General features: G+C 49.8%; 10 protein-coding genes. All 10 read left to right on the top strand.

All coding sequences use genetic code 11. The annotated features are described in order from the left end of the window. Positions 1-246: 246 nt before the first annotated feature. Positions 247-1,791 carry a ribonuclease Y gene (rny, locus tag K2I50_RS03145; protein ID WP_301024797.1) on the top strand — a complete coding sequence of 515 codons (1,545 nt, stop codon included), beginning with the start codon at positions 247-249 and terminating at the stop codon, positions 1,789-1,791. Further along, entirely contained in the window at positions 1,791-3,281 is a 1,491-nt protein-coding gene (locus K2I50_RS03140) for a regulatory iron-sulfur-containing complex subunit RicT (protein WP_301024796.1), read from the top strand. Before rny ends, K2I50_RS03140 begins: the two co-directional genes overlap by 1 nt. A 53-nt stretch (positions 3,282-3,334) precedes the next feature. Further along, a complete protein-coding gene (gldH, locus tag K2I50_RS03135) occupies positions 3,335-3,802 on the top strand; it encodes a gliding motility lipoprotein GldH (protein ID WP_301024795.1) in 468 nt (155 codons plus the stop codon). A 27-nt stretch (positions 3,803-3,829) separates the two neighbouring features. Continuing rightward, positions 3,830-5,011 carry a M24 family metallopeptidase gene (locus K2I50_RS03130; protein ID WP_301024794.1) on the top strand — a complete coding sequence of 394 codons (1,182 nt, stop codon included), beginning with the start codon at positions 3,830-3,832 and terminating at the stop codon, positions 5,009-5,011. 36 nt (positions 5,012-5,047) lie between these two features. Continuing rightward, positions 5,048-6,472, top strand: a complete 1,425-nt coding sequence (locus K2I50_RS03125; protein WP_301024793.1) for a CCA tRNA nucleotidyltransferase — start codon at positions 5,048-5,050, stop codon at positions 6,470-6,472. A gap of 97 nt (positions 6,473-6,569) precedes the next feature. Further along, on the top strand, positions 6,570-7,712 hold the full coding sequence (locus tag K2I50_RS03120) for a clostripain-related cysteine peptidase (RefSeq protein WP_301024792.1): 1,143 nt from the start codon (positions 6,570-6,572) through the stop codon (positions 7,710-7,712). 22 nt (positions 7,713-7,734) lie between these two features. Further along, positions 7,735-8,910 carry a mechanosensitive ion channel family protein gene (locus K2I50_RS03115; RefSeq protein WP_301024791.1) on the top strand — a complete coding sequence of 392 codons (1,176 nt, stop codon included), beginning with the start codon at positions 7,735-7,737 and terminating at the stop codon, positions 8,908-8,910. A 323-nt stretch (positions 8,911-9,233) separates the two neighbouring features. Further along, a complete protein-coding gene (recJ, locus tag K2I50_RS03110; protein ID WP_301024790.1) occupies positions 9,234-10,964 on the top strand; it encodes a single-stranded-DNA-specific exonuclease RecJ in 1,731 nt (576 codons plus the stop codon). Then, positions 10,957-12,882, top strand: a complete 1,926-nt coding sequence (locus K2I50_RS03105; protein ID WP_301024789.1) for a RecQ family ATP-dependent DNA helicase — start codon at positions 10,957-10,959, stop codon at positions 12,880-12,882. The genes recJ and K2I50_RS03105 overlap by 8 nt, the downstream gene beginning before the upstream one ends. Positions 12,883-12,957: 75 nt before the next feature. Beyond that, positions 12,958-13,776 carry a tetratricopeptide repeat protein gene (locus tag K2I50_RS03100; RefSeq protein ID WP_301024788.1) on the top strand — a complete coding sequence of 273 codons (819 nt, stop codon included), beginning with the start codon at positions 12,958-12,960 and terminating at the stop codon, positions 13,774-13,776. Positions 13,777-14,221 lie beyond the last annotated feature (445 nt).

Raw genomic sequence — 14,221 nt, 5'->3', positions numbered from 1 at the left:
CGCCAGATAAAGGCCAGGGACAACGGCTCATCTGCAATCCGGCAAAAGCCATCCACCCGAAGCCTTATCCTGGAAAGGCTCATCACATTTCCCGGCCAACCCACGAGAGAGTTGACCACATGCCAGCACCACGCTATACACTACCCTGCGGAGACAGTCCGGTCACGGAAACTCCGCATGGCATTGTCTGCGATGGTGCTTGCTGTATTTATATAATTAATTATTTATCTAACACTTAACCATATCATGACCCCACTCGTATTAGGGCTCGTATGCGGAATTGGCGCATTCATAATCGGAATTGCAGTAATGACCGCAATACAGCGTTCCTCAGCTAAAAGCAAAGCGAAAACCATAATAGAGGAAGCCCAGAAAGAAGCCGACATGCTGATGCAGGAGAAGCTGCTCAAAGCTCGCGAAGAAGAACTCCACATAAAAGCCGAAGCCGACAAGGCAGCCAACCAGCGCATGGCAAAGGTACAGCAGAATGAAGCCCGACTGAAACAGCGCGAGATACAGCTCAACCAGCAGCAGGGCGACATCGCACGCAAGCGCAACGAAAACGAGACATTCAAAGCCAACCTCGACGCACAGGCCGCAATGCTCGAAAGCCAGCGCGTAGAACTTGACAAACTCACACGCACCGCACAGGACACTCTCGAACACATCTCAGGACTATCTGCCGAAGAGGCCAAGGAAAAGCTGATTGAATCCCTGCGCGACGAAGCCAAGACTGCGGCACAAAGCTACATCAACGACATAATGGACGATGCAAAGCTCACTGCCAACAAAGAAGCAAAGCGCATAGTCGTGCAGTCAATCCAGCGTGTTGCCACAGAGACTGCTATCGAAAACTCTGTCACAGTATTCCATATCGACTCCGACGAAATAAAAGGACGCATCATCGGTCGAGAAGGACGCAACATCCGCGCGCTTGAAGCCGCCACCGGCATAGAAATCATCGTCGACGACACCCCCGAGGCAATTGTACTCTCCGGATTCGACCCCGTGCGCCGCGAAATAGCACGCCTTGCGCTCCATCAGCTTGTAGCCGACGGACGCATACACCCTGCACGCATCGAAGAAGTAGTGGCAAAAGTGCGCCACCAGATTGAAGAAGAGATAATCGAGACCGGAAAGCGCACAGCCATCGACCTCGGCATACATGGCCTGCATCCCGACCTTATCCGACTTGTCGGAAAGATGAAATACCGCTCAAGCTACGGACAGAACCTCCTGCAGCACTCGCGCGAGACAGCCAACCTCTGTGCCATAATGGCCTCCGAACTCGGACTCAACCCGAAGAAAGCACGTCGCGCAGGCCTGCTGCACGACATAGGCAAAGTGCCCGACGAAGAGCCCGAACTGCCCCATGCTCTCCTTGGCATGAAACTTGCCGAAAAATACAAAGAGAAGCCTGAGATATGCAACGCCATCGGAGCTCACCACGATGAAATCGAGCAACAGTCGCTGCTCGCTCCTATCGTCCAGGTATGCGACGCGATTTCAGGTGCACGTCCCGGTGCACGCCGTGAGATTGTTGAGGCATATATCAAGCGCCTCAACGACCTCGAGCAGCTCGCGCTATCATACCCCGGAGTAATAAAGACCTACGCCATCCAGGCCGGCCGCGAACTCCGTGTGATTGTAGGTGCCGACAAAATCGACGATGCCGAGACCGAAAAGCTCTCCGCCGAAATCGCCAAGCGCATCCAGACCGAAATGACATATCCCGGACAGGTCAAGATTACCGTAATCCGTGAAACCCGTTCGGTAAGTTTTGCAAAATAATGAACACCGAAAACGAAAACATACCCGCAACGCCGCAGGAGGATTACATCCCAACTCCTGTAGCCAATGACGGCGCAGATATTTCGGCTGAGGCAAAGGAGCAATCCCGGGCTGAAGCAGAAGAGACGCATCCGGTACCGGCATATACGCCGGTACCCCGCCGATGCGACTCCTGCCGGAAAGCCCCGCGCGGAAAGCTCCACTGCCACAACTGGCTCGACGACATCCCCGGAGGATACGCCGACTTCGATATCGTTGAGGTACAGTTCAAAAATACCCGCAAAGGATATTACCGAAATACTACCGGACTCGACATCGCAAAGGGCGACCTTGTTGCGGTAGAGGCTTCTCCCGGACACGACATCGGAGAAATCACCCTTACCGGACGCCTCGTAGCGCTACAGATGAAAAAATCCGGTCTGAAGCGTGACGCCGAGATAAAGCGAATATTCCGAAAGGCAAAGCCTTCCGACATTGAAAAATACGAAGAGGCCAAAGCTCGTGAAAACGACACGATGATAAAAGCCCGTAAAATCGCCGAGGATCTCAATCTCAACATGAAAATCGGCGATGTCGAATATCAGGGCGACGGAAACAAGGCTATCTTCTATTACATCGCCGACGAGCGTGTCGATTTCCGCAAACTCATCAAGGTACTCGCCGAGACTTTCAGAGTACGTATCGAGATGAAGCAGATTGGCGCGCGCCAGGAAGCAGGACGCATTGGCGGGATAGGACCATGCGGACGTCCGCTGTGCTGCTCTACATGGATGACCAATTTCGTGAGCGTGGCCACAAGCGCCGCACGCTTTCAGGACATCTCGCTCAACCCTCAGAAGCTGGCCGGACAGTGTGCCAAACTCAAATGCTGCCTCAACTTCGAGGTCGACACATATGTCGAGAGCGTAAGACAGATGCCCTCAAAGGATATCAGACTGGAAACAGCCGACAATACCTATTTCCACTTCAAGACCGACATATTCAAGAGAGAGATTACCTACTCTACCGACAAACAGATGGCCGCCAACCTCGTGACAATCACGGCAAAACGGGCATTCGAGGTAATCGCCCTCAACAAAGCCGGAGAAAAGCCGTTGTCTCTGATTCCGGAAGGCTCCGAAAAGCCTCAGCCGAAGAAAGATTTCGTCGACCTCGTAGGGCAGGACAGCCTCACAAGGTTTGACAAGACCAAGAAGAAGAAAAAGAAGAAACCGCAACCGGCAAAAGACGGACAACAGCAGCCCAAAGCCAAGGAAGGACAACAGCAGCGTCCCCCAAAAGCCAACGACCGCAAAGGCGGCAATCAGCAGCCAAAGGACAAAAACCAGCAGTCCAAGCCTCAACAGCCACAGGATGCTCCTCAAAAGCCGCCTCGCAGCGACAAAGGCAACGACCGGCGCCAGCAACCCAACAAACAGCGCCAGCAGCCTCGTCAGCCAAAGCAGCCCAAACAGCAGCAACCCCAGCAGTCTCAACAGAAACAGGAGTGACACATACAGTCACAGGCTACTGCCGCCAATCGTCAAACATGCTATAAATTATCATGCAACGACATACATGCAAACTCATTGCCATTGCCGCCACAATGCTCATTATGTGGGCTTGTGGCGGCAATGATGTGGCATACTGCGAATTCAGGCAGCTCCCTGCCGACGGATGGGCGTATGGCGACACAATCGGGTTCTCGACAGAGAGCATGACCGACTCTATCGCCAACGGTCACCTCATCGTATCGCTGAGACACACCAACGGATATCCATATTCCAATGTCTGGCTTGAGCTTACCAGGAATGGCAACGACGGAGTGACGACACGCGACACAATCAACTGCGTGCTGGCCGATATCTACGGCCGATGGAAAGGACAGGGGTTCGGAGCGGCCTACCAGTTTTCCGACACACTCCCCACCGCGCTACGCCTGCTCCGGGGCGACTCAATAACCATACGCCACATAATGCGGGCCGACACCATTACCGATATCGAACATTTAGGCATAATGCTCGTTCCTTAAGAATAACGCATTTTACTCCAACCTTCTATGGAATTACATGCTCTCACTCCGGTTGACGAAATCAGCCGCCGAATATCAAAGATACAATCGATGATTGCCGACCGGGCCATCGATGCGATACTGATTACCGACAACACCAACATATACTACACCCTCGGACGAGTCATAAGCGGATGGGTATACATCCCCGCCAAGGGCAATCCGATATACTTTGTACGCCGTCCCGAAGGACTTAAAGGCGATAATGTGCGCTATATCCATAAGCCCGAGCTGATTCCGGCAGAATTGGCCTCTCTAGGATATACATTGCCTGGCACTCTGGGACTTGAACTTGCCGTAACGCCATACCTCACTATCGAGCGACTCAAAGCGGTTTTCCCGGAATGCGCAATTGCCGACGCCTCAAAGATAATGCGCGAGGCCCGTGCTGTAAAGACCGACTTCGAGTTAGTGCAGCTCAGACAATCCGGAGTAAAGCACTCAAGGGTATACAGCCGCATCCCCCACATTTTCCATCCGGGAATGACTGATATCGAGCTTCAGATTGAGATTGAGCGCATATCGCGTCTGGAGGGATGCCTCGGACAGTTCCGCATATCGGGCGATTCAATGGAACTGTTTATGGCCAACGTGCTTGCCGGTAACAATGCCGACAACCCCACTCCCTATGATTTCGCCATGGGAGGTGCCGGCCTTGATCCCTCGCTCCCTGTCGGAGCCGACGGCTCAATAATAAAACCAGGAATGTCGGTAATGGTAGATGCCAACGGCAACTTTACAGGATATATGACCGACATGACACGCGTATTCTCATACGGCGATTTGACCGAAGAGGCCATACGTGCCCACCGGTGTTCGATAGACATATGCCGCCAACTCGAGAAGATGGGTCGCCCGGGGGCCAAGGCCTCCGACATGTATGAAAAGGCTATCGAGATTGTAAAAGCGGCCGGGCTTGAAAGACACTTTATGGGATATACCCAGAAAGCCGGATTCATAGGCCACGGCGTAGGCATCGAAATCAATGAGTTGCCGGTAATCGCGCCGCGCAGCCGCGACATATTGCAGGAGCATAATGTGATCGCCCTCGAACCGAAATTTGTCGTACCCGGAGTGGGCGCGGTAGGTATTGAGAATACATATATCGTAACCTCCGGCGGCCTTGAATGCATAACCGGTTCGCCTGAAGATATCATCAGTCTCGAATAATCCACCCCAGCATTAACAACATCAAGCAATTAGTGAATGAATCTCGCCGATAAGATTAATCAGCCTGTATTTCACCATGTCGGCAATGTTGCCGACTCCTTATCCCGTCCATGCTACGTGGTTGGAGGATACGTACGTGACATATTCCTGCACCGTCATTCCAAAGATATCGACTTCGTTACGGTCGGGAGCGGCATAGAAGTAGCCGAAGCTGTAGCCGCTACTCTCGGCAAAGGTTGCCAGGCCCATGTGTTCCGCAATTTCGGCACCGCGCAGGTAAAACGCCACGACCTCGAACTTGAATTTGTAGGTGCACGCCGTGAATCATACTCCCGCGACAGCCGCAAACCGATTGTCGAGGACGGAACCCTCGACGACGACCTGTCGCGCCGGGATTTTACCATCAATGCAATGGCCATCTGTGTAAATGCATCTGAGTTTGGCCAGCTTATCGACCCGTTCGACGGATTGGCCGATCTTGATGACCAGCTCATCCGCACACCCCTCGACCCGGATGTAACATTCTCCGACGACCCGTTGCGCATGATGCGCGCTATCCGCTTTGCCACACAGCTCGGATTCTCTATTGTGCCTGAGACATTCGATGCAATCACACGCAATGCCGACCGTATAGATATAATATCCAAAGAGCGTATTGCCGACGAGCTGATGAAGATTATGGCGTCGCCAATGCCATCAATTGGATGGGAACTGCTGGCAAAATGCGGTCTGCTCATCCATATTCTCCCCGAGTTAGATGCTATGAGGGGGGTTGAGACTGTCAATGGTCGCGGACACAAGGATAATTTCTACCACACACTACAGGTGGTCGACAACGTAGCTCGCAAATCAAAGAATGTATGGCTGCGTTGGGCGGCATTGTTCCATGATATCGCAAAACCGGTGACAAAACGCTGGGATGCGAAACTCGGTTGGACATTCCACAACCACAACTTCATAGGAGCACGAATGATACCGCGTATATTCCGCGATATGCGCCTCCCTATGAACGAGAAAATGAAATATGTGCAGAAGATGGTTGAACTCCACATGCGTCCGATAGCTTTGGTTGAAGATGTGGTTACCGATTCTGCTGTACGACGCTTGATTTTCGATGCAGCCGACGATATTGATGATCTGATGACTCTCTGCGAGGCTGATATAACCTCGAAAAACGAAGTTAAGGTAAAGCGCTTCCTTGACAACTTTGCCCTCGTGCGCCGGAAAATGACCGAACTCGAAGAGCGCGACCGCATACGCTGTTTTCAGCCTCCGGTTTCCGGAGAGGAAATTATGGAAATCTTCGGTCTGCGCCCTTGCCGTGAGGTAGGTACCATAAAAGAGGCAATAAAGAACGCCATACTCGACGGAGTCATACCAAATGAGCGGGAAGCCGCTCTGGCCCTTATGCACGACGAAGCCCGGCGGCTTGGACTGTCTCCTGTAAGCGACGCAGAATAATCCGTAGCATATCTCAATACCAGGTTATTATATTCTTTTGAGGAATTTTAAACCCGATTTTTCGTAAATTTGTTTTTTCTACAAGACTACTACGGAAATGAAGCATCCGCTACACTATATACTGCCGGCAATCATATCGCTGATTGTATTCTCATCCTGCGAGGAATCTGACGATAACGATGTGCGCGAACAATTAAAAGTATCGCGCACCGTACTTGTATACATGGCCGCCAACAACAATCCGTCACTCCCCCATGATTTAAATTTCAATGCAATGTTAAGCGCCGCTAATAAAGGCGCTCTTGACAATGGAGGCCGCCTGCTCATATTCCGCAAGACATCCTATCCCAAAGTTGAGGCACAGCTGGTTGAGATTACGAAAAATACTGTCGATATACTCAAAACATACCCCTCCGACATCAATAGCGTAGCTCCCGAGGTAATGAAAGAGGTTATTGCCGACATCCATGATATTGCACCCGCGGAAGAATACGGTCTGCTGCTGTGGAGCCATGCGTCAGGATGGAGATCTCCATCTCGCTCCTGGGGACAAGACGTAGGATTCACCGGAGAGGAACGCGAGATGTCAATCCCCGACCTTGCCGATGCCCTGGGCTATCATCAGTTCCGGTTCATCTACATGGACTGTTGCTTCATGGGCAATATCGAGACTCTGTATGAGCTACGCGACGCAGCCGACTATATAATAGCCAGTTCGACCGAGACTCCATATGCAGGAATGGACTATGAGCGCAATATTCCGGAATTTTTTGCCGAAGACATAGACTTCCGTAAACTTGTTGCCAATACCCACGAGGTAGTGGCAGGACAACAGCGCGACGGCGATAACTGCGGCATAGCGATTTCGCTCTATGATATGTCGCGTGTTGAAAACGTAAGCGATGCTGTCAAATCCATCTACGCCGATTATCCGTCCATGCCGTCCGACATATATTCGATTCAGCAGTATGGTTTCATGAGTTGGGACGGATATTTTTATGATCTTTATGATTATATGTCGGCCATATGCGACGATCAGACTATGCTTGCACGGCTCGACATGCAATTACAACAGTTTGTACCCATATCCAAGGCTACCGAAAGAATATGGCAACGCTATCCTCTCGCTGATATCTGTGGAGTGTCGTCGTTCATACCCGGCAGCTCCAACCTACAGACCAGATATCACTACGACGATTTGAAATGGTATCACGACGTCGTAGAGCCATATTTTCGATAACACTTCATAAACACATACACCTATGATTCAGATTGATGAAATATTACAAGGAGCTGAATCGGCCGTTGCTCCTAAAGCCGCCGAAGCTGCCGCCTCCGATTCGATACCATCTATCGAGAAAGAGTTTAAAATGCTCGAAGGCATGTCGTTTGATGAAATTGTCAACCGCTGTGTCAACAGTATTCTCGAGTTTGCGTTTCATCTTGCTATCGCTGTACTTGTATTCTACATCGGACGATTCATCATACGCAAGATTTACCATATCATAGCCTCGATATTTATCCGCCGCAAACTTGACCAAAGTCTGGCCACATTTGTATTGAGTCTGGTAAACATCGCTCTGTACTTCATTCTTGTAATTACTGTAGTCGGAATTCTCGGCCTGGAGACAAGTTCGTTTCTCGCACTGTTTGCCTCAGCCGGTGTCGCCGTCGGCCTTGCTCTAAGCGGCACGTTGCAGAATTTTGCAGGCGGTGTGCTGATACTGTTGCTTAAGCCTTACAAAATCGGCGACTACATTGAAGCGCAAGGATATGCCGGCACAGTAAAAGAGATTCAGATATTCTCTACAATAATCAACACTCCCGACAACAAGCAGATAATAATCCCCAACGGCGGCCTGTCGACAAGCTCGGTCAACAACTATTCAAAAGAGCCATACCGTCGTGTCGACTGGACTGTCTCGATAGCATATGGCGACGATTACGATGTTGCAAAAAAAGGCATTCTTGATATTCTGCTGAGTGATTCTCGTGTGATAAAAAAATATCTTGACGAGAGTGACGACCAGGCTCCCGATGAATCACTGATGGAGCAGGACCTTGAAAACTCCGATTTCGACAGCAAGACCGAGCAGGAAGCAGAAAACCTGGAAGAGAAGACACAGACAAAATCATGGCTGGGACATCTGACGGACAAGAAAAATGTCGGCAATGCCATAAAGCAGCCCATAGAGAATTTCCATAAAGATGCTCTTGCCATGCTACCGAAAATCGACCGGGCTCCATTTATCGCTCTTGGAAATCTCAACACCTCAAGCGTCGACATTACCGTAAGAGCATGGACACGTTCTGAACACTACTGGGGAGTTTTCTTCACTATGAATGAAAGATTCTATAAAGAACTTCCGCCCCTGGGCATCAATTTCCCGTTCCCTCAGCTCGATGTACATATGAACCGTACCGACCAGCCGTCCTAAGACACGATTCATATCAGTCTCGACAATCCTTTTAGAGCATCAGAAGCGATTTACAGACTAAATTGCACGAAAATCTAAATTAACTTAAATACCTCTGCCCATAGCAGCCATTACAAAATAAATGGCTATATTTGCGTTATATACCCGAAATAGGTATATGGCGCTTTTTTCTTATATATTGGCGCTAATTACATCATGGATGCTTTCGCGGCTCTCCTCCAATACCTTGCGCGATGATACGGCATCTCATTCTCCGCAACCTCTCTCACGGCCACATATCAACGTATGGGGCCCTTGCAATGCAAAAAATAAAAACAACATAAATGATAAGTAAATGGATTTACTTACCCCTTACAGCCGACAAACAAAAACCAGAGACGGAATTGGCGTCAAGATACGCCGATTGCCCGCCTGTTAGCGAGCTACTGGTACAGCGTGGCATATCCACAGTCGAGGAGGCGGAAAAATTTTTCCACCCCTCGCTCCGCGACATGCATTCGCCGTTCCTGATGCCCGACATGGACAAAGCTGTAAACAGGCTGAACAAAGCCATGGGGTTGAAGGAGAAGATAATGGTGTATGGCGACTACGACGTAGACGGCACTACTGCCGTGGCTCTCGTCTACAAGTACCTGCAAAATTACTACTCCAACATTGAATACTATATCCCGACACGATACGACGAGGGATATGGCATATCGTACCGTACTATTGACGAGGCAGCCGCATCAGGCGTGCGCCTCATAATCATTCTCGACTGCGGCATAAAGGCCATTGATGAGATAAAATATGCCAAGACTCTTGGCATCGATTTTATAATCTGTGACCACCACGTGCCGGATGACGAGTTGCCTCCTGCCGCCGCTATCCTTAATCCCAAACTTGAAGGGAGCACCTATCCGTGCCCCCATCTTTCAGGATGTGGCGTAGGCTTCAAGTTCATGCAGGCTTTTGCTCAGAGCAACGGCCTTCAGGCTACCGAACTTGAAAACATGCTTGACCTTGTAGCGGTAAGCATCGCCGCTGACATAGTACCGATGGTCGACGAAAACCGAATTATGACTTACTGGGGTCTGCGCCGCCTTAACTCCAATCCCAATGTCGGTCTGCGCGCCATAATAAAGATATGCCAGCTCGGCAACCGGGAAATCACCATATCCGATGTAATATTCAAAATCGGTCCGCGCATCAATGCGTCAGGTCGCATGCAAAGCGGAAGGGAGGCTGTGGAGCTGCTTGTCGCCCGCGACTTCGGAGAGGCATATCATATAGCCAAAAACATCGACCAGTACAACAAGGATCGCAAGGAGCTCGACAAGCGCATCACAGAAGAGGCCAACGCCATTCTGGAGAAACATACCGACAAGTTCCAGGACAAAAAGTCGATTGTAATATACAATTCCGACTGGCACAAGGGAATAATCGGAATCGTAGCATCCCGCATCACAGAACTATATTACAAACCATCGGTTGTGCTCACGCTGTCAAACGGCCTGGCGACCGGCTCGTCGCGCTCTGTACAAGGATTTGACATCTACAGCGCCATTGATTCATGCCGCGACCTTCTGGAAAACTTCGGAGGCCACACCTATGCTGTAGGCCTATCACTGAAGGAGGAGAATATCCCGGAATTTACGCGCAGATTCGAGAAATTCGTGGCCGACAATATCCTGCCGACCCAGCTCAAGCCACAGCAGGAAATCGATGCAATGCTGACATTTGCCGAGATAACTCCTCAGTTCATAAATCTGCTGAGAAAATTCAATCCATTCGGTCCAGGAAACCAGAAGCCGGTATTCTGTACCAGGCGTGTAATGGACTTCGGCACAAGCAAACTCGTCGGGCGCCATCTGGAGCATATCAAACTTGAACTTGTCGACAATACCTCCGGCAAGGTGCTTAACGGTATTGCCTTCAACAAAGGACAGTATTTCGACTACATCCACTCGCGCAAGCCGTTTGACATATGCTATACCATCGAGGAAAATAAGCATCCCAACTCAACGGCCTCAATCCAACTCCACGTCAAGGATATAAATATCTGCGATGAATAATCGTGCCGACCGCTCTCCTCTTATCCACGATATACTGAAGAAATATTGGGGATACGATGCTTTCCGTCCGGCTCAGGAAGAGATTATCCTTTCTGTACTCGACGGCAACGACACTCTCGGTCTGCTCCCTACAGGAGGAGGAAAGTCGCTTACATTCCAGATTCCGGCGATGGCTCTCGACGGAATTACAATAGTGGTGACCCCTCTCATATCGCTGATGAAGGACCAGGTCGACAATTTGCTTGCCAGAGGCATACGGGCAGTGTGTCTGCACTCCGGTCTGTCGCGGTCAGAACATAAGCTGGGAGTAGACCGCTGTAGGCTCGGCAAAGCAAAGTTGCTGTATCTCTCTCCCGAGAAACTTCAATCGGAAAGTTTTCTCGAGACGCTGCATGACATGAAGATAAGCCTTATCGTCGTAGATGAGGCCCACTGTATATCCCAATGGGGGTATGACTTTCGTCCGTCATATCTGAAAATAGCATCCCTGAGGGCGCGTTTTCCAAAAGTTCCGGTGCTTGCCCTGACTGCATCGGCCACTCCGGAAGTCGTAGATGACATCATGCGACGCCTGGAATTCCGCAGCCGCAACGTCTTCTCACGCAGCTTCGCACGCCCCAACATATCCTATATCGTACGCAACGACTACGATAAGGAACGTCAGCTGATAAATATACTCTCCCGCACATTAGGAAGCGCTATTGTGTATGTGCGTTCACGAAAGCGCACACGCGAGATTGCCGATATGCTGGCATCAAAAGGGATATCGGCCGATTACTATCATGCCGGCCTGCAGGCTCAGGAGAAAGCCGAGAAACAAGAGAAATGGAAGAACGAGGAAACCCGAGTAATCGTTGCGACCAATGCTTTCGGAATGGGAATCGACAAGCCGGATGTCCGTGTTGTGGTACACATTGACTGTCCGCTCTCCCTCGAGGAATACTATCAGGAAGCAGGACGTGCCGGACGTGATGGCAAACCGGCGTTTGCCGTACTGGTAGTGTCACCTCACGATAAAGGACGTCTTACAAAAGCTGTCGATGAGTCATTCCCTCCAAAAGAATACATACGCCGCGTCTACGAACTTGCAGGCAACTTTCTCAGCTTGCCGGTCGGAGAAGGTTTTGACAGGATTTTTGAATTCAATCTAGGCAAATTTGCCCAGACATACTCCCTGCAGACACGACCTACCCATAGCGCGCTTCATATTCTCACCCAAGCGGGACACATCGAGTTTATGGATGAAGTATCCACTCAATCGCGAGTGATGATTACAACTACAAAAGAGGAGCTATACCATATACAGCTGTCTCCAATTATCGAAAATGTATTCAATCTGCTCATGCGCTCATATACGGGACTGTTCGCCGACTTTACACCCATAAATGAAGCCATAATCGCGCAACGTGCCGAAATCACCGAACAACAAGTGTGTGAGACTCTTGTGATGCTGTCGCGCATGCATGTGCTGAAATATATACCGCGCAAAACTACTCCATATATCCTTTACACAGCATCGCGCCAACTTCCGGCACATGTCACAATCCCGGTAAACGTATATGAAGACCAACGCCAACGTATGCAAGCCCGCGTTGAAGCCATGAAAGAGTTTGCATTCTCCTCTGTCGAATGCCGGGTCAATGTAATGCTCCGCTATTTTGGCGAGACACCATCAGAAGTATGTTGCAAATGCGATGAATGCAGACGGCGGAAGATGCGGCGGCTTACCGCCGACGAGAATCGGCAACTCGAAGAGTCGCTGAAATACATGATTGGCCAGAAACCCCGGTCTTTGGAATATCTGTTCCGAGAATCTGCATTCCGTCAAGAAGAAATTGTGACGACACTTCGCGAGCTGATGCGCAAGGGTATAGTCGTCATGGACAATGATGATATATTCTCCCTGTCCAAACGATAAAATCAAACATATTACCGATAACAGAGTCTTTAGCGACATTTACATAGCATCTATCCAATTTTATAAGTTGCAAAAATGAATAAACGTCTGTCATACTTAGCCCTGGCAACAACATTGCTCACCACTCAGATATCAGCAACAGCCGAGGCTCCTGCCGTACAAGATTGTCCCCAAGAATACTTCGACCTGATGGGAAAAGCCGATATAGCCATAGCCGACAATAATTGGGACGAAGCCGAGCAATACCTTCTTCAGGCTCTTTCGGCAGATCCGGAAAATCCGTTGAATGTACTTATCCTGTCTAACCTCGGTATCGTACAATACAATCTCGGACGAGACAGTCTTGCACTTAATTCTCTGAACAAGGCCCACAATCTGGCTCCCAACAGTGTCACGGTTCTATCCAACAGAGCAGACATACTGCTGGCTATGGGTCAGGACAGTATCGCAAATAAAGACTATGCGGTCATATCACGTCTTGACTCTTCAAACATCGAGGCTCGATATATGAATGCAATGCTGTCGCTCCGACAAGGAGATACCGTAACAGCACATCAACAGTGCCAGACAATGATTGATATCGCAGCCGACAGCATTCAGACAAATATCGCCAATGCATCATATCTGTCAGCAACCGAACAATGGGACAAAGCTATCCCATTTTATACAAAGATACTCGCAAAAGAACCCTCCTCCCACTTCTATGGAGCAAGAGCAGTATGCTATCTGATGATTGGAAGACTAAATGATGCATCTGCCGATATTACCACCGGTCTTGAACACAACCCTGCCGACAACGAGCTCTATCTCTATCGCGCATACTTGAATAAAATGCGCTATATGCATGATGACGCATTAGATGATCTTCGACGTGCATTAAACCAAAAACATTAATCTCCCTCCTCTAAAATTCGCACAACACAAAAATATCTTAAGCGTCACAAATGCGCAGCATCCTGATTGATTTGGTTGCTGCGCATTTGTTATATCATCAGTAATTGAAACAAGTCACTGCTGCCTGAAGTACGAAATGCCCAGCATAGCATGCATGAAATGGAAGTCTGACTGGATGTATGGACAATTCAGACCGAATGCAAGCGCATAAGACGGTAAATGGTAACCGTGGATGTGTGTGCGCTCTGTATGGAAGGCGACATAGGCTGTCGCATTAGAGGGAACAAGCATTGGTAGTGGGGTGGACGTCGTAGAGGACGCTACCTTGCACTGAGAGCGCCGGAGGGAATGCATGGGAGCAGGAACGCAAGAGAGAGCAGGAGCAGGGGTATATAAAAAAAGACAGAGCCCGATGATTATGTATCATCAGGCTCTGTCGTTGAAG

Source organism: Muribaculum sp., from assembly GCF_029051885.1.
Classification (GTDB): domain Bacteria; phylum Bacteroidota; class Bacteroidia; order Bacteroidales; family Muribaculaceae; genus Muribaculum.
This window is presented reverse-complemented; position numbering and strand designations above follow the sequence as displayed.